The following is a 25,523-nucleotide window of genomic DNA, read 5'->3' on the forward strand; positions in this document are numbered from 1 at the left end:
GGAGTGGTTATGGGTGATCGGCACGACTACGTGGCCCTGGAATGGGTCAAGGGCGAAATTGCCGAAACGCTGAGGCTGGCGCATCAGGCGATCGAAGCCGTGCTCGACGATCCGCAGGCCTTTCCCGGTCTGGACGAGTGCCTGGCGTACATTCATCAGGTCCACGGCAGTCTGCAGATGGTCGAATTCTACGGCGCGGCGTTACTCGCCGAAGAAATGGAGCATCTGGTCGAAGCCCTGCAACATGCACGCGTGCCGCACCGCGACGAAGCCTTGCACCTGATGCTGCAAGCCTTGGGGCAATTGCCGGCGTACCTCGACCGCGTGCAGAGCGCCCGCCGTGACCTGCCGCTGGTGGTGTTGCCGCTGATCAACGATCTGCGCAGCGCCCGGGGTGAAAGCCTGTTGGCGGAAACCAGCCTGTTCAGCCCGCCACTGCCCGCGCTGGCGCCGCTCGGCGACGAGGCACTCGCCGCACTGGAACCGCCCGATCTGCCGAACGTGCTGCGCAAACTGCGGCAGATGCTGCAAATGGCCCTGGTCGGTCTGCTGCGCGAACAGGATGACCAGACGCACCTCGATTATCTGGCCAAGGTCTTTGTTCGCCTGGAAGCGTTGAGCGGCGACGCGCCGTTGAGCCCGTTGTGGCAGGTCGCCTCGGCGTTGGTCGAGGGCATGCGCGAGGGCGTCATCGCCAACAGTCCGGCGCTGCGCAGCCTGTTCAAGGACGCCGACAAAGAGCTCAAGCGCCTGCTCGAACAGGGCATCGTCGGGCTCAATCAACCGGCGCCGGCCGAGCTGCTGAAAAGCCTGTTGTTCTATATTGCCAAAGCCGAACATCCCACCGGGCAGATGCTGACCATGAAAGATCGCTACTCCCTGGACGACGCGTTGCCCGACAGCGCGATGGTCGATGAAGAACGCGCACGCCTCGCCGGCCCCGACCGCGATGCCATGCGGTCGGTGCTGGCGGCGCTGTGCGAAGAGCTGGTGCGGGTCAAGGAACGCCTCGATCTGTTCGTGCGTAGCGACCGCCAGCACGCCTCGGATCTGGACAGCCTGCTCGCGCCGCTGCGGCAGATTGCCGACACCCTCGCGGTGCTGGGTTTCGGCCAGCCGCGCAAAGTCATCATCGATCAACTGGCGGTGGTCCTCAGCCTCGCCCAGGGCCAGCGCGAACCGAACGACGCCATCCTCATGGACGTCGCCGGAGCCTTGCTCTACGTCGAAGCGACGCTGGCCGGCATGGTCGGTACGGTGGAGACGCAAAGCGCCGACGATGCGCGCCTGCCGACCACCGACCTGACGCAGATCCACCAGATTGTGATCAAGGAAGCGCGCATCTGCCTGCAACAGGCCAAGGACATGATCGTCGACTACATCGACGCCGATTGGGACCGTCAGCATCTGCAAGCGCTGCCCGACCTGCTGACCCAGGTACGCGGCGCGCTGGCGATGATTCCACTGCCACGGGCGGCGAGTCTGGTCGAGGCCTGCAACGGCTTCATTCGCGAGCATCTGATGCTCGAGGCTCACGAACCGGGCTGGGAACAACTCGATCATCTGGCCGATGCGATCAGCAGCCTCGAGTATTACCTCGAACGCCTGAGCGACGATCCGCAAGTACCCGCCGAACATCTGCTCGATGTCGCGCAGAACAGCCTCGCCAGCCTCGGCTTCTTTCCCAGCGAGCAGCCCGGCGAAGCCCAGGTGCCTGTGCTTGATGAAGTGCTCAGCCCTGACGAAGCGCAGGTCATGCAAGGCCTGCAAACCCTCGACGACCCTGAGGTGGTGCAGTCACTGGCCGAGGTGCTGGCCAGTCCGCTGTCGTCGCTTAACCCGCCGGCGCGCAATACCCCCGACAGCCTGATGCCGCCGCCGGCCGATGAAGAACCGGTGGACGATGAGCTGCGCGAAGTGTTCCTGGAGGAGACCGACGAAGTCCTCGCAGTCCTCCACGAATACCTGCCGCGCTGGACCGCCAATCCCCAGGACCGCGCCGCGCTGACTGAACTGCGCCGGGCCTTCCACACCTTGAAGGGCAGCGGGCGCATGGTTCGCGCGCTGGTCCTCGGCGAACTGGCCTGGGCGGTGGAAAACCTGCTCAACCGCGTGCTTGAGCAAAGCGTCGAACCCGGCGCCGTGCTGCGCCAATTGCTCGGCGACACGCTGTTGCTGCTGCCCGAGCTGATCAACGAATTCGCCACCCAGCGCCAACGCCAGCGCAGCGATGTCGACCAACTCGCCGCCCGCGCCCACGCGTTGGCCAAGGGCGATGAACCACTGGCCGCCGAAGACACCGACGACGTCGCCGCGCTCGATCCGCTGCTGTTGGAAATCTTCCGCAAAGAAGCCGAAACCCACCTCGCCAGCCTCAACCGCTTTCTCGATCAAGCTGCCGAGCACGTGCCGTTGCCGGCCAGCGACGAGCTGCAACGCGCACTGCACACGCTCAAGGGCAGTGCCTCGATGGCCGGCGTCTTGCCGATGGCCGAACTTGCCGCGTCACTCGATCAACTGGCCCGCGAGTTCAAGGCGCATCAGTTGCCGCTGGATCTGGACGAGGTTGAATTGCTGCTCGAAGCCGAGGGCCTGTTCCGCGTCGGTCTGCGTCAGCTCAAACACGATCCGCTGGCACCGATTGTCGGTGCGCAGTCGCTGATCAAACGCACCGACGCGCTGCTTGCCGAACGCCTGCAAGCCAGCTCCGATGGCGCTGACAGCGGGCTGCGCCTCAAGCGCGATCCGCAACTGATCAACAACTTCCTCGCCCAGGGCATGGACATCCTCCTCGACGCCGAAAGCCTTTTGCAGCGCTGGCAGCAACACCCCGGCGAACGTCAGGAACTCAGCGCTTTGCTCGATGAACTGACCACCCTCGGCGAAGGCGCGCACCTTGCCGATCTGCTGCCGGTCGACGGTTTATGCGAAGCCTTGCTCGACCTGTATGGCGCGGTGGAAGAAAGCAGCCTGGCGGTCAGCGAGAGGTTTTTCCACGAAGCGCAACTGGCCCATGAAGCGCTGATCAACATGCTCGACGAACTCGCCGCCGGCCAGGAAATCACCCCGCAACCGGAGCGGATCCGCGCCTTGCAGGAACTGCTCGACGAAGGCCTCGACCCGGCGTCGATGGGCCTGATCCGCAGCGATGGCAGCCGCACCCTGGACATTCGCGAACTGGGCAGCGCCACCGCCCAATTGCAGCAATCGGCTGCCGCGCTCGAACCGGACGACGAGATCGTCGAAATCTTCCTCGAAGAGGCGGTGGACATCCTCGACAGCGCCGGACAAGCCTTGCAGCGCTGGCTCAAGGATCCGGACAACGCCGCGCCGCTGTCGTCGTTACAGCGCGACTTGCACACGCTGAAGGGCGGTGCGCGCATGGCCGAAGTCGAGGCCGTCGGCGACCTCGCCCAGGAACTGGAAAACCTCTACGAAGGGCTGGTCGATCGACGCTACAACCACAGCGCTGCGCTCGAAGGGTTGCTGCAGCAGAGTCATGCACACTTGGCAGGGATGCTTGAGCGACTGCAAGCGCATCAAGCGCTGACCCCGGCGCAGGATCTGATCGACGCCATCCGTCAGCTGCGTCAGGGCCAGGCTGCCAGCGAAACGCCGTCGGCGCCGATCGAGCACGACAACACCGGGCATGATCCGGAACTGCTGGAGATCTTCCTCGAAGAAGGTTTCGACATCATCGAAAGCTCCGGCGCCGCACTGCTGCGCTGGCAGGCCGAGCCGGGCAACCGTCAGGAAATCGAAACCCTGCTGCGCGATCTGCACACCCTCAAGGGCGGCGCGCGAATGGTCGAAATCGGCCCGATCGGCGACCTCGCCCATGAGCTGGAATTTCTCTACGAAAGCCTCTCTACCGGTGGGCTGCAACCCTCTGCCGAACTGTTCGCGTTGGTGCAGCGCGGCCATGACCGACTGGCGCAAATGCTCGATGGCGTGCGCGCCGGCCAGCCGTGTCCGCCGGCCGATCGGCTGATCAACGCGATCCAGAATTTCAGTCACCCGGTGCAGGTTGAAGCGCCGCCGGCACCAGCGCCGGTCATCAAGCCTGAGGCCGCGCCACCGGCCGCCGATGCTGGCGCGGACATGGTCAAAGTGTCCTCCGAATTGCTCGATGAGTTGGTCAATCTGGCCGGAGAAACGTCGATCTTTCGCGGGCGGATTGAGCAGCAGGTCAACGATGCGCAGATCGCCCTGAACGAGATGGAAACCACCATCGAACGTATGCGCGATCAGTTGCGCCGCCTCGACACGGAAACCCAGGGGCGGATTCTCAGCCGTCAGCAAGTCGACGGTGAGCGCCTCGGTTACGAAGATTTCGATCCGCTGGAAATGGACCGCCATTCGCAGCTGCAGCAACTGTCGCGGGCGCTGTTCGAATCCGCATCGGACTTGCTCGACCTCAAGGAAACCCTCGACCGCCGCAACCACGATGCGGAAAACCTTTTGCAGCAACAGGGGCGGATCAACACCGAATTGCAGGAAGGCCTGATGCGCACGCGCATGGTGCCGTTCGAACGCATGGTCCCGCGTCTGAAACGCATCGTTCGTCAGGTCGCTGAAGAGCTGGGCAAGGATGTTGCGTTTGTTGTCGGCAATGCCGATGGCGAGATGGATCGCAATGTCCTTGAGCGCATGGCCGCGCCGCTGGAACACATGCTGCGCAATGCCGTCGACCATGGTCTCGAATCCACTGAAGTGCGGTTGGCGGCGGGTAAACCGGCGCAAGGGCAGATCACCCTTGATCTGTCCCGCGAGGGCGGTGACATGGTTTTCGACATCCGCGATGACGGCGCCGGGGTGCCGCTGGAAGCCGTGCGGCGCAAGGCGATCAAGCGCGGCTTGCTGGCGCCCGACGCCGAGATCAGCGACCGCGACGTGTTGCAGTTCATCCTCCAGCCGGGTTTCTCCACGGCGGAAAAGATCACCCAGATTTCCGGGCGTGGCGTCGGCATGGACGTGGTCCACGAAGAAGTGCGTCAGCTCGGCGGTAGCATGAGCATCGATTCGGTGCCGGGGCAGGGCGTGCATTTCCGCATTCGCCTGCCGTTCACCGTGTCGGTCAACCGCGCGCTGATGGTGCAGTGCGGCGAGGATCAATACGCGATTCCGCTGAACACCATCGAAGGCATCGTGCGTGTGTTGCCGAATGATCTGGAAGGGCACTTCCGTCACGATCCGCCGCGATACGAATATGGCGGTCAGCGTTATGAGCTGTGCTATCTCGGCGAGCTGTTGAAGACTGCGCCACGGCCGAAACTGCTCGGGCAGAACCTGCCGCTGCCGGTGCTGCTGGTGCATTACAACGATCGCCACATCGCGGTGCTGGTCGACTCCATGGCTGGCACCCGCGAGATCGTGGTCAAGAGCCTCGGCCCGCAGTTCGCGGCGGTGCAGGGCGTGTCGGGAGCGACGATTCTCGGCGATGGCCGGGTGGTGTTGATCCTGGATCTGCTCGCACCGATCCGCGCGATGCAGGCTCGGCTGGCGCAGGAACCGAAGGCCACGGAGATCGACAGCGAACCGCACAAGCCGCTGCTGATCATGGTCGTCGATGACTCGGTGACGGTGCGCAAGGTCACCAGCCGTTTGCTCGAACGTCACGGCATGAACGTGCTGACCGCCAAGGATGGTGTCGATGCGATGCTGCTCCTTGAAGAGCACATGCCCGACCTGATGCTGCTGGACATCGAAATGCCGCGCATGGACGGCTTCGAAGTTGCCACTCAGGTGCGCGCCGATGAACGCCTGCAACATCTGCCGATCATCATGATCACTTCGCGCACCGGGCAGAAACACCGCGACCGCGCCATGGCCATCGGCGTCAACGATTACCTCGGCAAGCCGTATCAGGAATCGGTGTTGCTGGAGAGCATCGCCCAGTGGAGCAAGAAACATGCATGAACACCGGCACAACCCGCGCACCGGCCAGTTGACCGGGCTGCTGCTGCCGCTGGCCGATCGCAATCTGATCCTGCCGAACGTCGCCATCGCCGAGCTCATCGACTACCAGGCCAGCGCCTTCGACCTCGACACCCCGCCGTGGTATCTGGGGCGGGTAACGTGGCGTGAGCGGCAGATTCCGCTGATCAGTTTCGAATCGGCCTGCGGGCAGAAAATCGTCATCGGCGAACGGGCGCGAATTGTGATTTTGAATGCGCTGGGTGGATTGCCGGAGTTGAAGTTCATTGCCTTGCTGGTGCAGGGGATTCCGCGTTCGTACAAGCTGGACAGTCAGTTGAGCTATGTCGATGTGCCGTTGTGTGCGCTGGAGCAGGCGGCGGTGCAGGTTGGCGAGCAGGTGGCGAAGGTGCCGGATCTGTTGGGGCTGGAGCGGTTGTTGGTGGAGGCTGGCCTGGCCCGCTGATCCAGGGCTTTCGCTGTTTTGGATGGCCTCTTCGCGAGCAGGCTCGCTCCCACAGGGTGTGTACACCGGGCGACCTCTGTGGGAGCGAGCCTGCTCGCGAAAGCGCCAGTCGCATCACCACAATCCCACAGGTAGATCCTCAATTCCTGTAGCTCAATAAACACCAATCCTTGCCGATGTTTAAAGACACCCAGTGTTACGCCCCGCCAGCCTACAAATCCTTGCGCCGCTGCCTACGCCTGCGCCAGAATCCGCCGGCTTGTGCGCCCAGGGCATGCTGCGTAACTTGGATCGGGTCACTGATTCGCAGTGATCGGGTTTAGCAGCCCGTGGTTAATCTAAGGTTGCACGAGCACCGTCAGTCAGGCTTCACGCCTGCACTCGATGGCGGCTGTGCGCAGGGCGCTTCGGCGCGCCGGCTTCCTTAGGTTCCCCGGTCTGCTAACCTGCGTTCAGCTGCCACCCTTCTTTTAGCAGAGAAGCGGTTGCGGCTTTATCCGGAACCTGAAAATGAAAAAACCATCGCCAAACCCGCCGACCAAAGACCCGGCATCCCCCTACGAATCCTCCGACTCAAAGAAATTCCACGAAGCCGCCGAGCGCGCCCTCGACCATTACCTCGGCCCACCCAGCCCTGACTTCATGGCCCCGCCGTACACCCCCAACACGCTGTACATGGCCAATCCCGAGGCCGACACCGAATCCTTGCTGGCCGATGCCTGTGAAACGCTCGGCTCGGCAACGGTGATGCTGCATAACCACGCAGCTTCCGTGGAAGGCTCCCAGCGCAAGACCCTGCAAGGCATCGCGCAGATTGTCATGGTGGCGGAGATGGCGGTGAACCGGGTGCTGGACAAAATGGTGCCAACCGACTGAGCGGTGGTGAGCCCACCGACGCCATCGCGAGCAGGCTCACTCCTACAATTGGAATGCGTTCCCCCTGTCGGAGCTGCGGCACGCTGCGATCTTTTGATCTTGATTCTGAAAATCAAAAGATCGCAGCCTCGTTTCACTCGACAGCTCCTACAGGAGCTTCGGCTTGTCCGTTACGCTCAGCGTAATGATTCACCACCCAGCTTGATTGATGCCCTCACCACACGCGCCTAACGTGGCTCCACGACAGCGAACCCCGTGGAGTGAGCATGACAACGACAATTTCCCCTGACTCGCGCTGGACGCGGCGGCGTGACGAAAAGCAGCGCCGGCTCGACAAGGTGCGCGGGCTGGCCGATGGTGCGGTGTTGCCCAGTGACAAAATCGTCGCCGCGCTCGAAGCGTTGATCCATCCCGGCGATCGCGTGGTGCTCGAGGGCAACAACCAGAAGCAGGCGGATTTCCTCTCGCGTTCGCTGGCCAAAGCCGATCCGGCCAAGCTCCACGACCTGCACATGATCATGCCCAGCGTCGGCCGCTCCGAGCACCTTGATCTGTTCGAACGCGGCATCGCCCGCAAGCTGGATTTCTCCTTCGCCGGCACCCAGAGCCTGCGCATCAGCCAGTTGCTTGAAGACGGCTTGCTCGAAGTCGGCGCAATCCACACCTACATCGAACTCTACGCCCGCCTCGTCGTGGACCTGATTCCCAATGTCGTGCTCTCGGCCGGCTTCATGGCCGACCGTGCCGGCAACATCTACACCGGCCCCAGCACCGAAGACACTCCGGCACTGATCGAACCGGCCGCATTCAGCGACGGCATCGTCATCGTCCAGGTCAACCAATTGGTCGATGACGTCAGTGAGCTGCCTCGCGTAGACATTCCTGCGTCATGGGTCGATTTCGTCGTGGTCGCCGACAAGCCGTTCTACATCGAACCGTTGTTCACCCGCGACCCACGGCACATCAAGCCTGTGCACGTGTTGATGGCGATGATGGCGATCCGGGGCATCTACGAAAAACACAACGTGCAGTCGCTCAACCACGGCATCGGTTTCAACACCGCCGCCATCGAACTCATCCTGCCGACCTACGGCGAATCCCTCGGTCTGAAAGGCAAGATCTGCCGCAACTGGACGCTCAACCCACACCCGACGCTGATCCCGGCGATTGAAAGCGGCTGGGTCGAGAGCGTGCATTGCTTCGGTACCGAACTGGGCATGGAAAACTACATCGCCGCTCGGCCGGATGTGTTCTTCACTGGCCGCGACGGCTCGCTGCGTTCCAATCGCATGGTTTGCCAACTCGCCGGGCAATACGCGGTGGATCTGTTTATCGGCGCGACGTTGCAAGTCGACGGCGACGGCCATTCCTCGACGGTGACTCGGGGCCGTCTCGCCGGTTTCGGTGGCGCGCCGAACATGGGCCACGACCCGCGCGGCCGCCGTCACGGTACCCCGGCGTGGCTGGACATGCGCCAGGCCGATGCGCCGCAACCGATGCTCGAGCGCGGCAAGAAACTCGTGGTGCAAATGGTCGAGACGTTCCAGGAGGGCGGCAAACCGACCTTCGTCGAAACCCTCGACGCCGTGGACGTGGCGAAGAAAAGCGGCATGCCGCTGGCGCCGATCATGATCTACGGCGACGACGTCACCCACTTGCTCACCGAAGAAGGCATCGCCTATCTGTACAAGGCGCGCTCGCTGGAAGAGCGGCAGGCGATGATCGCTGCCGTTGCCGGTGTCACCGCCATCGGCCTGCGGCATAACCCGAAAGACACCGAACGCATGCGCCGCGAAGGCCTGATCGCCTTGCCCGAAGACCTTGGCATCCGCCGCACCGACGCCACCCGCGAATTGCTCGCAGCGAAAAGCGTGGCCGATCTGGTCGAGTGGTCCGGCGGTCTCTATAACCCACCCGCCAAATTCAGGAGCTGGTAATGCACGCACTTAACCTGCAAGCGAAACCGCTGTCCCTGGCTGATCGATTGGCCGATCTGGCGGTGGACGCGTTGATCGACGAAGCGGATCTGTCGCCGAAACCGGCGCTGGTCGATCGTCGCGGCAATGGCGCACACACCGATCTGCATTTGGGCCTGATGCACGCGTCCGCGCTGGCCTTGTGGCCAGCGTTCAAGGAAATGGCAGAGGCAGCGCTGGACATTGGCGAAGTCGGTTTGCCGTTGCGCGAAGCGATCGGCCGCATCGGCCGTGAAGGCGAGCAAGCCATGCTCACCACCACCCAAGGCGTCAACACCCATCGCGGCGCGATCTGGGCGTTGGGACTGTTAGTGACAGCCGCCGCGCTGCAACCGAAATCCATCGCCCTGTGTGCCGCACGCCTGGCACTGCTCGACGACCGCTACGCACCGAAACCGCTCAGCCACGGCGCGCAAGTGGCCCAGCGTTACGGCGCACACGGTGCCCGCGAAGAAGCGCAGCTGGGCTTCCCGTCCGTGCTGCAACGCGGCCTGCCGCAACTGCACAAAAGCCGCGCCAACGGCTACGGCGAACAAAACGCCCGACTCGACGCCTTGCTGGCGATCATGACCGAGCTGGCCGACACCTGCGTGCTCTACCGCGCTGGCGAAGACGGCCTGCACGCCATGCATCACGGCGCGCAAGCGGTGCTCGACGCCGGCGGCAGCGCCAGCCTCAGCGGTCGCCGGTGCCTGCACGAACTCGATCAACAACTCATCGCATTGAATGCCTCGCCCGGTGGCGCCGCCGACCTGCTCGCGGCCACGCTGCTGCTCGATCGCATCGAGCGCGACGGCATTGTTCAGGGAGCGTTTTGATGGAAAGCCTATCGTTTGAATTCCCCGCCGGGCAGCCGCCACGCGGGCGGGCGCTGGTTGGTTGTGTCGGCTCGGGTGATCTGGAAGTGCTGATCGAACCGGGTTCGGCCGGCAAGCTGACGATCAAGGTGCAGACTTCGGTCAACGGCGCGCAGCAGCGCTGGCAACACCTGTTTGCGCGGATGTTCGACGGCACCACGCCGCCGGCGATGGCCATCGACATCCACGATTTCGGCGCGACGCCGGGGGTGGTGCGCTTGCGTCTGGAACAGGGTTTCGAGGAGATCGGCCATGACTGACAGCGCAGCGCTGCTGAACAAGCACAGCTTTGTCGAACTCGGTGCGCGGCAACGGGCGCAAGCCTTGCTCGACGCCGGGACCTTTCGCGAACTGCTCGATCCGTTTCAACGGGTCATGTCGCCATGGCTTGAGCGCCAGGGCGTAGTGCCGCAAGCCGACGACGGCGTGATTATCGCCAAGGGCCGCCTCGACGGTTTGCCGGTGGTCATCGCGGCAATTGAAGGCGCGTTCCAGGGCGGCAGCCTCGGTGAAGTCGGCGGGGCGAAGATTGCCGGTGCGCTGGAACTGGCCGCCGAAGACAACCGCAAAGGCATTCCCACCCGCGCGGTGTTGCTGCTGGAAACCGGCGGCGTGCGCTTGCAGGAAGCCAATCTCGGCCTCGCGGCGATTGCCGATATCCATGCGGCTATTGTCGATCTGCAGCAGTACCAACCGGTGGTCGGCGTGGTCGCCGGCAGTGTCGGTTGCTTCGGCGGCATGTCGATTGCCGCAGCGCTGTGCAGCTATCTGCTGGTGACCCAGGAAGCACGTCTCGGCCTGAACGGCCCGCAGGTGATCGAGCAGGAAGCCGGGATCGAGGAATACGACTCCCGCGACCGGCCATTCATCTGGAGCCTGACCGGCGGCGAACAGCGTTTCAACAGTGGTCTGGTGGATCGTTATGTCGGCGATGACGTGGCGCAGATTCGTCAGCAGGTCGGAGAATTGCTCCAGCTAGGCTTGCCGGTACAGCCGCGCAGCCAGCGCGCCGAGTGGTTTCTGCAACGCATCGGCAAGCTGAACACTGACCAGCAAATCGAGCCTTCAGTGGTTCGCGATCTGTATCAAGGAGAGCGCTCATGAGTGGCTATTCACTGCGCGGTTTGCACTGGTTCAACGCCTTGAGCGCTGGCGCTGAAAGCGTTGAAGGTCTACCGCCGTCGTTGCGGGTGGCTGACGCTGAGCTGGGGCGTTTTATCGCCGTGGTCGCCGACCCGGACAATCGTTTCCCTCGCGCCCGAAACGGCGAAGTCGGCTTGCTCGAAGGCTGGGGTCTGGCCAAGGCTGTGGATGACGCGATCAGCGCCGATCGCGACAACGCGCGGAAGCGCCCGATCATCGCCATCGTCGATGTGCCGAGTCAGGCGTATGGCCGGCGTGAAGAAGCCCTCGGCATTCATCAGGCGCTGGCTGGCGCAGCGGACGGTTATGCCCGGGCGCGTCTGGCCGGGCATCCGGTGATTGCGCTGCTGGTGGGTAAAGCCATGTCGGGCGCATTTCTCGCGCATGGTTATCAGGCCAATCGGCTGATTGCTTTGCGTGATCCCGGTGTGATGGTGCACGCGATGGGCAAGGCCTCGGCGGCGCGGGTGACATTGCGCAGTGTTGAAGAACTGGAAGCGCTGGCCGCCAGCGTGCCGCCCATGGCCTACGACATCGACAGCTACGCCAGCCTCGGTCTGCTTTGGGAAACCCTCTCGGTGCAGCAGATTGAACAGCCGACGGCGGAAGATCTGGCGCGGGTGCGCGAGTGCCTGAAACAAGCGATCAACGATGTTTCCAGCAGTGATTTGCAAGGCCGTCTCGGCGCGAGCAATCGTGCAGCTTCCAGCCGCGTCCGCGAACTGCTGAGGGCGCAGTGGTGAACCTGCCCCTGGCCCACGACCTGCTCTGGGGCATGACCCCGGCGCAGTTGCCGGCAGATGCGCCGGCGTGGGCGGTCGAGGTGTTGGCGGCCGGGCGACCGGTGGTGGTGCGGCGGGCGTTGAGTGCTGCCGGTTTTGTCGCGGTGGGTGTGCGCGGTGTTTTGCGTGAGCAACGCCTGGCTGCGTCCATGCCGGTTGATTCGATCGCGCGGCGGGTCAGTCCTGAAGCGCTGTGTCATGTCGACAGCCCGCGTGATTTGCCGGTGATGCAGGCGCTGCAACAGCTGCGACCGCTGCTCGACGGTTGCGGTTGGGTCTGGGGTGTCAGCGGCAGTGTCGGGTTTGAATTAGCCAGTGGTTTTGCAGCGATGCACGCGGGCAGTGATCTCGATCTGATTCTGCGTGCGCCGCAGATGATCACGCGCAATCAGGCATGCAAACTCGTGGAGCTTTTCGATCAGGCTGTGTGCCGGGTCGACATGCAATTGCAGACCCCATTCGGCGCTGTGGCCTTGCGGGAATGGGCCAGTGGTTCGGCCCGAGTGCTGCTGAAAAATGCGTATCAGGCTGCATTGGTGACGAATCCGTGGCACCCGCAGGAGCAGGCAGCGTGAGCAGCCTGTTGGTGTTCCCCGGCCAGGGCGCGCAGCAAGCGGGCATGCTCCAGCGTTTGCCTCGGGAAACGCTGGTCGAGGCCAGTGATGTGCTGGGCGAAGATGTTGCGCTGCTGGATTCAGCCGAGGCATTGCGCACGACACGAGCGGTGCAGCTGTGCCTGCTGATCGCCGGTGTCGCTGCTTCGCGGCAGTTGTTGCAGGATGGACTGACTGCGGATTACGTCGCCGGGCTGTCCATCGGCGCCTACCCGGCGGCGGTGGTGGCGGGGGCCTTGAGTTTCAGCGATGCGCTGCATCTGGTCAGCCTGCGCGGTGAGCTGATGCAGCAGGCTTATCCACAGGGCTACGGCATGACCGCGATCATCGGTCTGCAATTATCCACAGTGGAAACGCTGCTGGCCCAAGTGCACAGCGAAGAAACGCCGGTGTATCTGGCCAACATCAACGCCGATAACCAAGTGGTCATCGCTGGCAGCGACAAGGCCATGCAAGCGGTGGCGGAGCTGGCGCGCAGTCGTGGCGCCGGTCTGGCAAAACGTCTGGCGGTGAGCGTGCCTTCGCACTGCCCGTTGCTGGAAAAACCTGCGCAAACCCTCGCAGAAGCTTTCGCCAAGGTTGAACTGAAGAACCCGAAAATCGCTTACCTGAGCGGCAGTCGCGCGCGACCTGTTACCAAAGTGGAAGCGCTGCGCGACGACCTCGCCTTCAACATGTGCCGCGTGGTGGACTGGCGCGGCACCGTGCAAAGCGCCTACGAGCGCGGCGTGCGTCTACAGATCGAACTGCCGCCGGGTGCGGTGCTGACCGGGCTGGCGCGCCGGGTGTTCGAGCAGGGCACCGTCACTGCCTTCGACAGTGCCCGCCTCGACACCCTGCAAGCGCTGTTGCGCGAGGAGGGTGGCCGCCAACTCTAAACCGCCGACTCAAGCTTCGAACAACAAAAACAACATTCGACGATGCACTTTGAGGACTACAACAATGATTATTTACGGTGTGGCGCTGCTGGCGATCTGTACGCTGGCAGGGGTGATCATGGGTGACATGCTGGGCGTGTTGCTGGGCGTCAAATCCAACGTCGGCGGGGTCGGCATTGCGATGATCCTGCTGATCTGCGCGCGCTTGTGGATGCAAAAGCGCGGCGGCATGACCAAGGATTGCGAGATGGGCGTCGGCTTCTGGGGCGCGATGTACATTCCGGTGGTGGTGGCAATGGCCGCGCAGCAGAACGTCGTCACCGCCCTGCACGGCGGCCCGGTGGCGGTGCTGGCGGCAATCGGCTCCGTGGCGGTTTGTGGTTGCACGATTGCCCTGATCAGCCGCACTCACAAGGGCGAACCGTTGCCCGACGAACCGGCGGAAATTTCCCCGGTCGGCACGCCTGTAGGAGGTCGCTGACATGTGGGATCTCATCGAAAAAGGTCTGGAGCACAATGGGCTGATCACCGCATTCGCCTTCGTCGGCGTGATCATGTGGGTCTCGGTGGTTCTCTCCAAGCGTCTGACTTTCGGACGCATCCACGGCTCGGCGATTGCCATTGTCATCGGCCTGGTGCTGGCCTGGGTCGGCGGCACCATGACCGGCGGGCAGAAAGGCCTGGCCGATCTGACGCTGTTCTCCGGCATCGGCCTGATGGGCGGGGCGATGTTGCGTGACTTCGCCATCGTCGCCACCGCCTTCGAAGTGCAGGCCACCGAAGCGAAGAAGGCCGGGATGATCGGCGTGATCGCTTTGCTCCTGGGCACGATCCTGCCGTTCATTGTCGGCGCGTGCATGGCCTGGACCTTCGGTTATCGCGATGCGGTGAGCATGACCACCATTGGCGCGGGTGCGGTGACATATATCGTCGGGCCGGTGACCGGTGCGGCGATCGGCGCGACGTCGGATGTGATGGCGCTGTCGATTGCCACCGGGTTGATCAAGGCGATTCTGGTGATGGTCGGCACCCCGGTCGCGGCGCGCTGGATGGGGTTGGACAATCCGCGTTCGGCGATGGTCTTTGGCGGGCTGGCCGGGACGGTGAGTGGCGTGACGGCGGGTCTGGCGGCGACGGATCGGCGCTTGGTGCCGTACGGGGCGTTAACGGCTACCTTTCACACCGGTCTTGGGTGTCTGCTGGGGCCGTCGCTGTTGTTCTTCATTGTTCGCGCGATTGTGGGCTGAAGATCAAGAGCCCCTCACCCTGGCCCTCTCCCGGGGGGAGAGGGGACTGACCGACGTGCTTGTTCGAGTTACACCGACCTGACATTCCTGTGTCGAACTCAGGGCTTGAAACCCATGAAGATCTGCTCCCTTCCCCCCTCGCCCCCTTGGGGGAGAGGGCTGGGGTGAGGGGGTAGCTCTTGATCTTGATCTAAACCCCAACCTGGCGATTGGCATACATCCGACACTCCGCCAATAACGCCAACAAGTTCGGATCGCGCTCCTTGACCTTCAGAAACACCACGCCAATGTGCTGCTGCAACCGGTACTTCTCCTGCAACGGGATCAGCTTCACCCGATTCTCGTACACCGCCGCAATCCGCCCCGGCAACAAGGCGTACCCCACCCCTGAGCTGACCATGCTCAGCAGGGTGAAGATGTCATTGACCTGCATCGCCACCTTCGGCTCGAACCCCGCCTGTTTGAATACCCGCACACCATCCTGATGGGTGGCGAAGCCCTGGGTCAGGGTGATGAAAGTCTCGTCGCGCACTTCGGCCAGATCGACTTCACTGCGCTGGGCAAACTTCGAATCCGCCGGGGTGGCGAGGAATATGTCGTCGGAAAACAGCGCGATCTGCTCGCAATCGGGGTCGTTGATGCTGTCGTCCAGCGACACCAGGATCGCGTCGACTTCCATGTTTTTCAGTTTGTAGAGCAGGTCGATGTTCGAGCCGAGGATCAGGTCGATGTTGAGTTCGCTGCGACGGATTTTCAGGCCCATGATCAGTTGCGGTACGGTCTTGACCGTCAGTGAATACAGCGAGCCGAGCTTGAAACGCTCGGCGGAGAATCCAGCGGCTTCGCGGGTCAGGCGCACGCTTTCGACAACGTCGTTGATCAGCTTCTGCGCACGCTCTTCCAGCACATAAGCACTTTCCAGCGGCGTCAGATTCCGGCCTTCGTGTTTGAACAGCGGGCAGCGCAAGGCGCTTTCCAAAGAGTGAATGGCGCGGTGCACGCTGACGTTGCTGGTCTGCAATTCGGCGGCGGCGCGGGCGAGGTTGCCGGTGCGCATGAAGGCGAGGAACACCTCGAGTTTTTTCAGGGTCAATTCTTCGTCGATCAGCATGGCGCGGACTCTTTTTGGTATCGGCCGATTGTGCACGGAAGATCAAAAGATCGCAGCCTTCGGCAGCTCCTACAGGGGATCGTGTTGAACGCAAACTTGCGCTTTTACGCTCAAGGCCCGAGCCTTGCGCGCTGCGGTAACGAATGTGAGGTGAGCAATACATGTATCACGGGGAAAAACTCAACGCCTGGACCCATTTGGTCGGAGCTATTGCGGCGTTTATCGGCGGCGTGTGGATGCTGGTAATCGCCAGCCTCGACGGCAGTCCATGGAAGATCGTCAGCGTGGCGATTTATGCGTTCACCTTGCTGGTGCTCTACAGCGCCTCGACCGTGTACCACAGCGTGCGCGGGCGCAAGAAAGCGATCATGAAGAAGGTCGATCATTTTTCGATCTACCTGCTGATCGCCGGCAGCTACACGCCGTTCTGTCTAGTGACGTTGCGCGGACCGTGGGGCTGGACGCTGTTCGGGATTGTCTGGGGGCTGGCGCTGATCGGCATCCTGCAAGAGATCAAACCGCGCTCCGAGGCACGGATTCTGTCGATCGTGATTTACGCGGTGATGGGCTGGATCGTGCTGGTCGCGGTCAAACCGCTGATTGCAGCACTCGGGACGACGGGGTTTGCCTGGCTGGCGTCGGGCGGCGTGCTGTACACGGTGGGGATTATCTTTTTCGCCCTGGATCACCGGTTGCGGCACGCCCATGGGATCTGGCATCTGTTCGTGATCGCCGGGAGTCTGCTGCACTTTGTGGCGATTCTGTTTTACGTCCTGTGAAGCAAAATCAAAAGATCGCAGCCTTCGGCAGCTCCTACATTGGAATGCATTTCAATTGTAGGAGCTGCCGAAGGCTGCGATCTTTTGGGGGTTTAGAAATCACCCCAAAGTTGCTGGGCCACCGCCAGCGCCACCACCGGCGCGGTCTCGGTGCGCAGCACCCGTGGGCCGAGGCGGGCGGCGTGGAAGCCGTTGGCCTTGGCCTGCTCGACTTCGCCATCTGACAAGCCACCTTCCGGCCCGATCAGGAACGCCAGCGTCGCTGGTCTGACATGGCTGACCAGTGGCTCGGCCACCGGGTGCAAGACCAGTTTCAACTCGGCTTCGGTCTGCTTGAGCCAGTCCGCGAGCAACACTGGTGGATGAATCACCGGCACCCGTGAACGCCCGCACTGTTCGCACGCGCTGATCGCCACCTGACGCCAGTGCAGCAAGCGTTTGTCGGCGCGTTCGTCCTTGAGGCGCACTTCGCAGCGTTCGCTGAAGATCGGCGTGATTTCGGTCACGCCCAATTCAGTGGCTTTCTGGATCGCCCAGTCCATGCGCTCGCCGCGGGAAAGGCCCTGGCCGAGGTGGATCTGCAGCGGTGATTCGACCTGCCCGGTGAATTGCTCGTCGATCTGCACGACGACGCGCTTTTTGCCCACTTCCACCAGCGATCCGCGAAACTCATGGCCGGAGCCGTCGAACAACTGCACGGCATCGCCCTCGGCCATGCGCAGCACGCGGCTGATGTAATGCGCCTGGGCTTCCGGCAGTTCGTGTTCGCCGGTGCTCAGCGGGGCGTCGATAAAGAAGCGGGACAGTCTCATTTCGGGTCTCTGGAAAGATGTGAATCAGTTGGATCGGTGTTGACTTCATTCGCGAGCAGGCTCGCTCCCACATTTGGAATGCATTCCCCCTGTGGGAGCGAGCCTGCTCGCGAAAGCGGTAGTTCAAACACCGCAAATCTCAAGTAGCCGAGTCAGCCGGGATCACGGAAACCGGGGTGGAAGTCTTTTGGCACGGCAACGCTGACGCTGTCACGCGTAGCGATATCGATGCCTTCACTGGCCACTTCAGCCAGAAAGTCGATCTGCTCCGGTGTAATCACATACGGCGGCAGGAAGTACACCACGCTGCCCAGCGGCCGCAACAGCGCGCCACGCTCCAGCGCATGCTGGAACACCTTCAAGCCGCGGCGCTCCTGCCAAGGGTAGGCCTCTTTCGTGGCTTTATCCTTGACCATCTCGATGGCCAGGACCATGCCGGTCTGGCGCACTTCGGACACGTTGGGGTGATCGACCAGATGCGCGGTCGCCGAGGCCATTCGCTGAGCCAGGGCTTTGTTGTTCTCGATGACGTTGTCCTGCTCGAAGATATCCAGCGTTGCCAATGCCGCCGCGCAAGCCAGCGGGTTGCCGGTGTAGCTGTGCGAGTGCAGGAAAGCGCGCAGGGTCGGGTAATCGTCGTAAAAGGCGCTGTAGACCTCGTCGGTGGTCAGGCACGCTGCCAGCGGCAGGTAGCCGCCGGTGAGGGCTTTGGACAGGCAGAGGAAGTCCGGGCGGATGCCGGCCTGCTCGCAGGCGAACATCGTGCCGGTGCGGCCGAAGCCGACGGCGATTTCGTCGTGAATCAGGTGCACGCCGTAACGATCGCAGGCCTCGCGCAGCAGCTTGAGGTAGACCGGGTGATACATGCGCATGCCGCCGGCGCCCTGAATCAGCGGCTCGACGATCACTGCCGCGACGCTGTCATGATTCTCCGCCAGCGTCTGTTCCATGGCGGCGAACATGTTGCGCGAATGTTCCTCCCAGCTCATGCCGTCGGGGCGCCCGTAACAGTCCGGGCTCGGCACTTTGATGGTGTCCATCAGCAGGGCTTTGTAGGTCTCGGTGAACAGCGGCACGTCGCCGACCGCCATCGCGGCCATGGTTTCACCGTGATAGCTGTTGGTCAGGGTGACGAAGCGCTTCTTGTTTGGCTGGCCGCGATTGAGCCAGTAGTGAAAGCTCATTTTCAGCGCGACTTCGATGCACGACGAGCCGTTATCGGCGTAGAACACCCGGTTCAAGCCTTGCGGGGTCATTTTCACCAGGCGCTCGGACAGTTCGATCACCGGCTGATGACTGAAACCGGCGAGAATCACGTGTTCAAGTTGATCGACCTGATCCTTGATGCGCTGGTTGATGCGCGGGTTGGCGTGGCCGAACACATTGACCCACCAGGAGCTGACCGCGTCGAGGTAGCGCTTGCCTTCGAAATCTTCGAGCCAGACGCCTTCGCCGCGCTTGATCGGGATCAGCGGCAGCTGTTCGTGGTCTTTCATCTGGGTGCAGGGATGCCACAACACCGCGAGATCGCGTTGCATCCACTGGTTATTCAGGCCCATTTACAGTCTCCTCGAGGCGGCTCGCGTCAGGCGCGGGGCGAACAATCGCGCAAGCCTATGCAATGCATCGCGCGGGAACAACCCATTGTGTCGATTGAGCTACTTTGTCTGAGTCGATAGACGTCGCTGGCGGCGTTTTGATGGCTAACGTATTCTTCGCGGTTCTTTGAGTCGTCTGACTCGCAAAACTGCTTTTTCCCACATGTTTTCCGGAGTTCGCTGAATGTCTGTCGGTTGGCTGCGCGCCTGTGCGCTGGTGATGTTGGGGCTGTTCAGCGTTACGGCGCTGGCCAAGGATAAAACCGCAATCGTGATCGGCGGCGGCCTGTCGGGTCTGACTGCCGCTTACGAGCTGCAGAACAAGGGCTGGCAGGTCACCCTGCTGGAAGCCAAACCGAGCCTGGGCGGTCGCTCGGGCATGGCCACCAGCGAGTGGATCGGCAACGACAAGACCCAGCCGGTGCTGAACAAGTACGTGTCGACATTCAAGCTCGGCACCACGCCGGCGCCGGAATTCGTCCGTACCCCGAGCTATCTGATCGACGGCGATTATTTCTCCGCTGCTGATCTGGCCACCAAGCAGCCCGCCACCGCCGATGCGCTCAAGCGCTACCAGAACACCCTCGACGATCTGGCGCGCTCGATCGACGATCCGCAGAACCCGGCGGCGACTGCCACTTTGCATGCGCTGGATCAGATCACCGTATCGAGTTGGCTCGACAAGCAGAACCTGCCAGCCACCGCGCGTCAGCTGATCAACCAGGACATTCGCACTCACTACGACGAACCTTCGCGTCTGTCGCTGCTGTATTTCGCTCAGCAGAACCGCGTTTATCGCGGCGTTTCCGACCGCGACCTGCGCGCCTCGCGTCTGGTCGGCGGCAGCCAGGTGCTGGCCCAGGCCTTCGTCAAACAGATCAAGACCATCAAGACCAGCTCGCCGGTCTCGGCCATCACCCAGGACAAGGACGGCGTGACCGTCAAAGTCGGCAGCGTCGGTTATCAGGCGGATTACGTGGTGCTGGCGGTGCCGCTGCGCGCACTGAACAAGATCTCGCTGACCCCGGCACTGGATGCTCAGCATCTGGCAGCGATCAAGGGCACCAACTACGGCTGGCGCGACCAGATCATGCTGAAATTCAAGACGCCGGTGTGGGAAAGCAAGTCGCGCATGTCTGGCGAAATCTACAGCAACACCGGTCTGGGCATGCTCTGGATCGAGCCGGCGCTGAAGGGTGGCGCCAACGTGGTGATCAACCTGTCCGGCGACAACGCCCGGGTGATGCAGGCGTTCGGCGACAAGCAGATGGTCGACCAAGTGCTGATCCGTCTGCACGCGTTTTATCCACAGGCCCGTGGCTCGTTCACCGGCTATGAAATCCGCCGTTACAGCACCGACCCATCGATGGGCGGCGCCTACCTCGCTTACGGTCCGGGGCAGATCAGCAAGTTCTGGCGGCTGTGGGAGCGTCCGCTGCAACGCGTAGCGTTCGCTGGCGAACACACCGACACCTTGTATCCGGGCACCCTGGAAGGCGCACTGCGCACCGGCCAGCGCGCGGCCAGCCAGGTGGAAGATCTGGCGGCGGGCAAATCGTTCGAACCGGTCAAAGTGGTTCCGGCTGCAGCAGCGGCAGGCGCGGCGGGTGCCGTGGCGGCGAAGAAGGGCAACTTCTTCACTAACCTGTTCGGCGGCTCGGATGACGAGAAGAAGCCTGAGCCAGTAAAAGCTCCAGAGCCAGCACCTGCTCCGGTCGCTCCAGCGCCTGCGCCGACGCCGGCCCCTGCGCCAGCACCGGTGGAAGCACCGAAACCAGCAGCCCCGGTAAAAGCTGAACCGGCGAAGAAAGCAGCGGCCAAACCGGCGGCCAAGAAGCCGGCGGCAAAAACCGAAACGAAAAAGCCTGCGGCGAAACCGGCTGCGAAAAAAGCTGAACCGGCGAAAAAACCAGCGACCAAGCCAGCGGCGACCACCGAGACCAAGGCGCAGTAAGGCTTTGTTCCCATGAAAAACGCGGCCCTCGGGTCGCGTTTTTTTTGCCCTGCGTTTCTGTCCTTCGTCATCCGGTTACGGGACTTACCTGCGTACCGGAGGCTTCCCACAAGACACTCGGAACCAGGTGATAGCGGCTGCCAGCGCGCCAATTTTATGCTGGAAAAAATTGGAGGCATGCTATGCAAACGCTTATCGCGATACTGGTTTTGATTGCACTTTCCGGATGTAGCAAAGGGCAATTTTTCCCCGGCGGCTATGGTTCTGAACTGGCGCACAAGTGCCAGATAGACCCCTACAGTGCCGAATGCCTGCAACCGCCGGCGGTACTTCATAACTGACCGGCCATGAATGGCTGGTCAGTTAAAACTCCCACTTGAAGAACTCTGTCCCGTTCGGCAGTTTCCTCAGCCACTTTTGCTTGGGTTTGCGCAGGCGCCCGGGAATGAAACCGAAACGCGCCCAGCGCAGACTGCCCGTGCGCTGGTCGTAAATCACCAGGTTTCCATCGTCCTGCACAGTCATGTATGTGTTGTACCAAAGCGACTTGTCGGCGCTGTGCGTGCTTTCCGCGATCCATAATCGTCGCCTGGAGGGGTCATAAAGAAAGCCGCTGTTGCTGATCACAAACTGCAGCGGCTCGCGCATTTTCTTCGGGTGCAAAGTTGCGCTGTAAGGTTGATTGGCGTCGGCGATCCAGATGATCGCCTCACCGTCCTTGAGCACGAGGTTCCCGTCGCTTTGCAGCATCAGACGAAATCGACCGTTCTCGGATTGCAGGAATTGACCCGCAGACATCGTTTGATTGGGCGGCAGTACAGAAGAACCACTTGCTTGAAAGGGCGTATATCGCAGAGCCATGTTTTCGTGCCTGTTTGAATAATGAAAAGAAGCATCATTCGAGCAGGTTTGAATTGCGCATCAGCGGTACATAGTTATCAGGGTCGAGTTTCGCCGTCTGCGTGTGCAGAGATGACGATGGTCAGTGCAGCCCCCGTCATTTGTACAAGCGCTCCACGCAGGAATCGCCTTTAATCCTTCCTTAACACCCCGCTCGCAGACTCTTGATCGTATTTCTCGATATTTCAAAGCAAAATTTTCCGCTTTAATTCGATAGATAACTCGCTAGTCTTGGTTCGCAGTTCTCACAGGATTTGGGCAATGCAGCTACGTAACTCTTCTTCGCGCTATGGTTGGGTCAGCATCTTCATGCACTGGGGCGTGGCGCTGGCGGTCTTCGGGCTGTTTGCGCTGGGTCTGTGGATGGTCGGGCTGGATTACTACAGCACCTGGCGCAAAGACGCGCCGGACCTGCACAAGAGCATCGGTCTGGTGCTGCTCGCTGTGATGGTGTTGCGGGTGTTGTGGCGCTTCGTCAGCCCGCCGCCGCCAACGCTGCAAAGCTACAGCCGCATGACCCGCATCGGCGCTAAATTCGGCCACGGGTTTCTGTATCTGGCGCTGTTCGCTGTGATGATTGCCGGTTACCTGATTTCCACCGCAGACGGTGTCGGGATCCCGGTGTTTGGCCTGTTTGAAGTTCCTGCTCTGCTCTCCGGACTACCGGACCAGGCAGATACCGCTGGGGTGATTCATCTGTGGCTGGCGTGGGCACTGGTAATTTTTTCCGGTCTCCATGCGTTGGCAGCATTGAAGCACCATTTTATCGATCGTGATGCGACCCTCACCCGAATGCTTGGTCGCAAAGCCTGAAATTCAACCTCGACTCAAAGGAAAAGAAAGCATGTTGAAAAAGACTCTGGCCGCTCTGGCAATCGGTTCTGCCGTGCTGTCCGCCAACGTAATGGCTGCTGACTATGTAGTAGACAAGGAAGGCCAGCACGCCTTCGTCGACTTCAAGATCAGCCACCTGGGCTACAGCTACATCACCGGTACCTTCAAGGACATCGACGGCAAGTTCAGCTTCGACGCTGCCAAGCCTGAAGACAGCAAGATCGAGTTCAACGTCAACACTGCCAGCGTGTTCACCAACCACGCCGAGCGCGACAAGCACATCGCCAGCGCTGACTTCCTCAACGCCAGCAAATTCGGCAAGGCCACTTTCGTATCCACCAGCGTCAAATCCACCGGTGCCAACACCGCTGACGTGACCGGCGACCTGACCCTGCTGGGCGTGACCAAGCCGATTGTCGTCAAGGCGACCTTCCTGGGCGAAGGCAAGGATCCATGGGACGGCTACCGTGCCGGCTTCGAAGGCACCACCACCATCAAGCGTTCCGATTTCGGCAAGCAGAAAGACCTCGGTCCGAAGTCCGATGTTGTCGAGTTGTATGTTTCGTTCGAAGGTGTGAAAGCGAAATAAATTTCGCCGCCACATGAAAAACGCCCCCGGTCGCAAGGCCGGGGGCGTTTTTTTGCCAGAACACAGATCCCCTGTAGGAGCTGCCGCAGGCTGCGATCTTTTGATCTTGATTTTTGAAGATCAAGATCAAAAGATCGCAGCCTTCGGCAGCTCCTACATGAAACCATTGCAGTGCTCAAAAAAATGCCCCGGCTCTTTCGAACCGGGGCATTTTTCATTGCGGCTTGAACTCAGCGATTGCGGGTCAGCAGTGCTGGTTTTTCGCCACGCGGGCGGGTCGGCAGTTGATCGAGCTGCTCAGGCGTCGGGAAGCGGTCGGCTTTCGATTCCTTGTGCATGATCTTCGGACCGTTGCTGCGCGGGTTCTGCACGGCCGGTTCGCTGCGTGGCTGATCGTCACGGGCCGGGCGGCGGTTGCGCGGCGCGGATTCGTCACGACGACCCTGACCGTCACGCGGTGCGCCATTGCGCGGGCCGCTGCGTTTGGCCGGTGGGGTGCCGGTGCTCGAACCGTTGCTGTTGCGCGGACCGTTCTGCCGACCCTGTGGCTGACCGCCGCGTGGTGCGCCAGTGCCTGCGCCTTGCGCCGGGGCGCCCGGACGACGGCCACGGCCGCCAGCTGGAGCCGCCTTCGGCACGTAGTCGACGCGGTTACCGAAGTTATCGATATCGTCGTCGAGGAACTCGTCCGGGGCACGGTCAGCCGCTGCACGCGGTGGCTGGCTCGGACGCTGTTCGCGACTCGGCGTGCCTTCACGCGGTTTCTGCTGACGGGCAGGGCGCTCGCCACGATCACCGGCCGGTTTTTCCTTGCCCTTGTCTTTGCCTTTGTCCTTGCGACCACCGCCACCACCGCCGCCATTCGGGCCGTCGCCGCGTGGGCCACGGGAATTGCGCGGGTTGCGGATGTCCGGACGCTCGCGGGCTTCCGGCTTCTCGGCTTCGATGGTGCTGGAGTCGAAGCCCATCAGATCGCCGTCGGCAATCTTCTGCTTGGTCATGCGTTCGATGCTTTTCAGCAGCTTCTCTTCGTCCGGGGCGACCAGCGAGATCGCCTCGCCCGAACGACCGGCGCGGCCGGTGCGGCCGATACGGTGCACGTAGTCTTCATCGACGTTCGGCAGCTCGAAGTTGACCACATGCGGCAACTGATCGATGTCCAGACCACGGGCGGCGATGTCGGTGGCGACCAGGATGCGCACTTCGCCGGCCTTGAAGTCGGCCAGGGCTTTGGTGCGGGCGTTCTGGCTCTTGTTACCGTGGATCGCCACAGCCGGCAGGCCGTGTTTGTCCAGGTATTCCGCGAGACGGTTGGCGCCGTGCTTGGTGCGGGTGAAGACCAGAACCTGTTCCCACGCGCCGGCGGTGATCAGGTGCGCCAGCAGCGCACGCTTGTGGCTGGCCGGCAGGCGGAACACGCGTTGTTCGATGCGCTCGACCGTGGTGTTCGGCGGCGTCACTTCGATGCGTTCCGGGTTGTGCAGCAGTTTGCCGGCAAGATCGGTGATGTCTTTCGAGAACGTTGCCGAGAACAGCAGGTTCTGACGCTTGGCCGGCAGGCGCGCGAGGACTTTCTTCACGTCGTGCACGAAGCCCATGTCGAGCATGCGGTCGGCTTCGTCGAGAACGAGGATTTCGACGTGGGAAAGATCGACGCTGCCCTGGCCGGCGAGGTCGAGCAGACGACCCGGGCAGGCGACGAGGACGTCGACGCCACGGGACATGGCCTGGACCTGTGGGTTCATGCCGACGCCGCCGAAGATGCAGGCGCTGACGAATTTCAGGTCACGGGCGTAGATCTTGAAGCTCTCGTGCACCTGGGCCGCGAGTTCGCGGGTCGGGGTCAGGACCAGTACGCGTGGCTGGCGCGGGCCATGACGCTGGGATTTGTCCGGGTGACCGTTGGGGAACAACCGCTCCAGAATCGGGAGGGCGAAGCCGCCGGTTTTACCGGTACCTGTCTGAGCCGCAACCATCAGGTCGCGACCTTGCAACACGGCGGGAATGGCCCGCTGTTGCACCGGAGTAGGCTCGGTATAGCCCGCATCTTCGATGGCACGGACTAAAGCCTCGGAGAGACCGAGGGAAGCAAAGGACATGAGTAATCCTGTTTTAGTTAGGGCTTGGCCCAATGGGAGTCTTGCCTGGCGCGAATCACGTTTAAGAGGACGCAATCCCGTCCGGTCCAGCG

Annotated in this window: 21 protein-coding genes; 16 read left to right on the forward strand and 5 right to left on the reverse strand. The window is 62.1% G+C overall.

Annotation, left to right across the window (positions count from 1 at the left end; translation table 11 throughout):
• The first annotated feature begins 9 nt into the window (after positions 1-9).
• From AC0Z4S_RS15530 to madM, 12 genes are all read left to right on the forward strand, one after another.
• The gene (locus AC0Z4S_RS15530) at positions 10-5,919 is read left to right on the forward strand and encodes an Hpt domain-containing protein (protein ID WP_485623653.1); all 5,910 of its coding nucleotides are present in this window, start codon (positions 10-12) and stop codon (positions 5,917-5,919) included.
• Entirely contained in the window at positions 5,912-6,382 is a 471-nt protein-coding gene (locus tag AC0Z4S_RS15535; RefSeq protein ID WP_253496759.1) for a chemotaxis protein CheW, read from the forward strand. The genes AC0Z4S_RS15530 and AC0Z4S_RS15535 overlap by 8 nt, the downstream gene beginning before the upstream one ends.
• 510 nt (positions 6,383-6,892) lie before the next feature.
• Positions 6,893-7,258, forward strand: coding sequence for a DUF6124 family protein (locus AC0Z4S_RS15540; RefSeq protein ID WP_429506943.1), 366 nt, complete (start codon positions 6,893-6,895; stop codon positions 7,256-7,258).
• Between the two features lie 266 nt (positions 7,259-7,524).
• Positions 7,525-9,195 carry a malonate decarboxylase subunit alpha gene (gene mdcA, locus AC0Z4S_RS15545; protein ID WP_485623654.1) on the forward strand — a complete coding sequence of 557 codons (1,671 nt, stop codon included), beginning with the start codon at positions 7,525-7,527 and terminating at the stop codon, positions 9,193-9,195.
• A complete protein-coding gene (locus tag AC0Z4S_RS15550) occupies positions 9,195-10,052 on the forward strand; it encodes a triphosphoribosyl-dephospho-CoA synthase (RefSeq protein WP_485623655.1) in 858 nt (285 codons plus the stop codon). Before mdcA ends, AC0Z4S_RS15550 begins: the two co-directional genes overlap by 1 nt.
• Complete coding sequence (locus AC0Z4S_RS15555; protein ID WP_485623656.1) at positions 10,052-10,351, forward strand: malonate decarboxylase subunit delta; 300 nt, start codon at positions 10,052-10,054, stop codon at positions 10,349-10,351. The genes AC0Z4S_RS15550 and AC0Z4S_RS15555 overlap by 1 nt, the downstream gene beginning before the upstream one ends.
• On the forward strand, positions 10,344-11,195 hold the full coding sequence (locus tag AC0Z4S_RS15560; RefSeq protein ID WP_485623657.1) for a biotin-independent malonate decarboxylase subunit beta: 852 nt from the start codon (positions 10,344-10,346) through the stop codon (positions 11,193-11,195). Before AC0Z4S_RS15555 ends, AC0Z4S_RS15560 begins: the two co-directional genes overlap by 8 nt.
• Entirely contained in the window at positions 11,192-11,977 is a 786-nt protein-coding gene (mdcE, locus tag AC0Z4S_RS15565; protein ID WP_485623658.1) for a biotin-independent malonate decarboxylase subunit gamma, read from the forward strand. The genes AC0Z4S_RS15560 and mdcE overlap by 4 nt, the downstream gene beginning before the upstream one ends.
• Positions 11,971-12,591, forward strand: coding sequence for a malonate decarboxylase holo-ACP synthase (locus AC0Z4S_RS15570; RefSeq protein ID WP_485623659.1), 621 nt, complete (start codon positions 11,971-11,973; stop codon positions 12,589-12,591). The genes mdcE and AC0Z4S_RS15570 overlap by 7 nt, the downstream gene beginning before the upstream one ends.
• Complete coding sequence (gene mdcH, locus AC0Z4S_RS15575; protein WP_485623660.1) at positions 12,588-13,508, forward strand: malonate decarboxylase subunit epsilon; 921 nt, start codon at positions 12,588-12,590, stop codon at positions 13,506-13,508. Before AC0Z4S_RS15570 ends, mdcH begins: the two co-directional genes overlap by 4 nt.
• 64 nt (positions 13,509-13,572) lie before the next feature.
• Complete coding sequence (gene madL / locus AC0Z4S_RS15580) at positions 13,573-13,989, forward strand: malonate transporter subunit MadL (protein ID WP_042606584.1); 417 nt, start codon at positions 13,573-13,575, stop codon at positions 13,987-13,989.
• Between the two features lies 1 nt (position 13,990).
• Positions 13,991-14,755 (forward strand): malonate transporter subunit MadM, encoded by a 765-nt coding sequence (madM, locus tag AC0Z4S_RS15585; protein WP_083353749.1) that lies wholly within the window; start codon positions 13,991-13,993, stop codon positions 14,753-14,755.
• 190 nt (positions 14,756-14,945) lie between these two features.
• On the opposite strand, the gene AC0Z4S_RS15590 is transcribed toward madM, so the two are convergent.
• On the reverse strand, positions 14,946-15,866 hold the full coding sequence (locus tag AC0Z4S_RS15590) for a LysR family transcriptional regulator (RefSeq protein ID WP_485623661.1): 921 nt from the start codon (positions 15,864-15,866) through the stop codon (positions 14,946-14,948).
• Between the two features lie 161 nt (positions 15,867-16,027).
• Between AC0Z4S_RS15590 and trhA the strand changes: the two genes are divergently transcribed.
• Positions 16,028-16,645 carry a PAQR family membrane homeostasis protein TrhA gene (gene trhA / locus AC0Z4S_RS15595; RefSeq protein WP_016772759.1) on the forward strand — a complete coding sequence of 206 codons (618 nt, stop codon included), beginning with the start codon at positions 16,028-16,030 and terminating at the stop codon, positions 16,643-16,645.
• A 92-nt stretch (positions 16,646-16,737) separates the two neighbouring features.
• On the opposite strand, the gene AC0Z4S_RS15600 is transcribed toward trhA, so the two are convergent.
• Positions 16,738-17,457 carry a 16S rRNA (uracil(1498)-N(3))-methyltransferase gene (locus AC0Z4S_RS15600; RefSeq protein WP_485623662.1) on the reverse strand — a complete coding sequence of 240 codons (720 nt, stop codon included), beginning with the start codon at positions 17,455-17,457 and terminating at the stop codon, positions 16,738-16,740.
• Between the two features lie 152 nt (positions 17,458-17,609).
• Positions 17,610-19,016 (reverse strand): adenosylmethionine--8-amino-7-oxononanoate transaminase, encoded by a 1,407-nt coding sequence (locus tag AC0Z4S_RS15605; RefSeq protein WP_095181345.1) that lies wholly within the window; start codon positions 19,014-19,016, stop codon positions 17,610-17,612.
• 223 nt (positions 19,017-19,239) lie between these two features.
• Between AC0Z4S_RS15605 and AC0Z4S_RS15610 the strand changes: the two genes are divergently transcribed.
• Positions 19,240-21,009, forward strand: coding sequence for a flavin monoamine oxidase family protein (locus tag AC0Z4S_RS15610; protein WP_485623663.1), 1,770 nt, complete (start codon positions 19,240-19,242; stop codon positions 21,007-21,009).
• Positions 21,010-21,372: 363 nt separating this feature from the next.
• Here the strand turns inward: AC0Z4S_RS15610 and llpB are convergent, their stop codons facing one another.
• Entirely contained in the window at positions 21,373-21,870 is a 498-nt protein-coding gene (gene llpB / locus AC0Z4S_RS15615) for a lectin-like bacteriocin LlpB (RefSeq protein WP_123417826.1), read from the reverse strand.
• 300 nt (positions 21,871-22,170) lie between these two features.
• Between llpB and AC0Z4S_RS15620 the strand changes: the two genes are divergently transcribed.
• Together AC0Z4S_RS15620 and AC0Z4S_RS15625 are read left to right on the forward strand one after the other, a co-directional pair.
• On the forward strand, positions 22,171-22,722 hold the full coding sequence (locus AC0Z4S_RS15620) for a cytochrome b (protein ID WP_485623664.1): 552 nt from the start codon (positions 22,171-22,173) through the stop codon (positions 22,720-22,722).
• Positions 22,723-22,753: 31 nt separating this feature from the next.
• A complete protein-coding gene (locus tag AC0Z4S_RS15625; RefSeq protein WP_485623665.1) occupies positions 22,754-23,332 on the forward strand; it encodes a YceI family protein in 579 nt (192 codons plus the stop codon).
• 230 nt (positions 23,333-23,562) lie between these two features.
• On the opposite strand, the gene rhlE2 is transcribed toward AC0Z4S_RS15625, so the two are convergent.
• Entirely contained in the window at positions 23,563-25,431 is a 1,869-nt protein-coding gene (gene rhlE2 / locus AC0Z4S_RS15630; RefSeq protein ID WP_253496728.1) for an RNA helicase RhlE2, read from the reverse strand.
• Positions 25,432-25,523 lie beyond the last annotated feature (92 nt).

It is taken from the genome of Pseudomonas sp. 1L-B-1-E-C1 (genome assembly GCF_057291835.1).

Coding starts and splice junctions, on each gene's coding strand:
- AC0Z4S_RS15530 (WP_485623653.1), top strand. CDS start 10: ATGGGTGATCGGCACGACTACGTGGCCCTGGAATGGGTCAAGGGCGAA.
- AC0Z4S_RS15535 (WP_253496759.1), top strand. CDS start 5,912: ATGCATGAACACCGGCACAACCCGCGCACCGGCCAGTTGACCGGGCTG.
- AC0Z4S_RS15540 (WP_429506943.1), top strand. CDS start 6,893: ATGAAAAAACCATCGCCAAACCCGCCGACCAAAGACCCGGCATCCCCC.
- mdcA (WP_485623654.1), top strand. CDS start 7,525: ATGACAACGACAATTTCCCCTGACTCGCGCTGGACGCGGCGGCGTGAC.
- AC0Z4S_RS15550 (WP_485623655.1), top strand. CDS start 9,195: ATGCACGCACTTAACCTGCAAGCGAAACCGCTGTCCCTGGCTGATCGA.
- AC0Z4S_RS15555 (WP_485623656.1), top strand. CDS start 10,052: ATGGAAAGCCTATCGTTTGAATTCCCCGCCGGGCAGCCGCCACGCGGG.
- AC0Z4S_RS15560 (WP_485623657.1), top strand. CDS start 10,344: ATGACTGACAGCGCAGCGCTGCTGAACAAGCACAGCTTTGTCGAACTC.
- mdcE (WP_485623658.1), top strand. CDS start 11,192: ATGAGTGGCTATTCACTGCGCGGTTTGCACTGGTTCAACGCCTTGAGC.
- madL (WP_042606584.1), top strand. CDS start 13,573: ATGATTATTTACGGTGTGGCGCTGCTGGCGATCTGTACGCTGGCAGGG.
- madM (WP_083353749.1), top strand. CDS start 13,991: ATGTGGGATCTCATCGAAAAAGGTCTGGAGCACAATGGGCTGATCACC.
- AC0Z4S_RS15590 (WP_485623661.1), bottom strand. CDS start 15,866: ATGCTGATCGACGAAGAATTGACCCTGAAAAAACTCGAGGTGTTCCTC.
- trhA (WP_016772759.1), top strand. CDS start 16,028: ATGTATCACGGGGAAAAACTCAACGCCTGGACCCATTTGGTCGGAGCT.
- AC0Z4S_RS15600 (WP_485623662.1), bottom strand. CDS start 17,457: ATGAGACTGTCCCGCTTCTTTATCGACGCCCCGCTGAGCACCGGCGAA.
- AC0Z4S_RS15605 (WP_095181345.1), bottom strand. CDS start 19,016: ATGGGCCTGAATAACCAGTGGATGCAACGCGATCTCGCGGTGTTGTGG.
- AC0Z4S_RS15610 (WP_485623663.1), top strand. CDS start 19,240: ATGTCTGTCGGTTGGCTGCGCGCCTGTGCGCTGGTGATGTTGGGGCTG.
- llpB (WP_123417826.1), bottom strand. CDS start 21,870: ATGGCTCTGCGATATACGCCCTTTCAAGCAAGTGGTTCTTCTGTACTG.
- AC0Z4S_RS15620 (WP_485623664.1), top strand. CDS start 22,171: ATGCAGCTACGTAACTCTTCTTCGCGCTATGGTTGGGTCAGCATCTTC.
- AC0Z4S_RS15625 (WP_485623665.1), top strand. CDS start 22,754: ATGTTGAAAAAGACTCTGGCCGCTCTGGCAATCGGTTCTGCCGTGCTG.
- rhlE2 (WP_253496728.1), bottom strand. CDS start 25,431: ATGTCCTTTGCTTCCCTCGGTCTCTCCGAGGCTTTAGTCCGTGCCATC.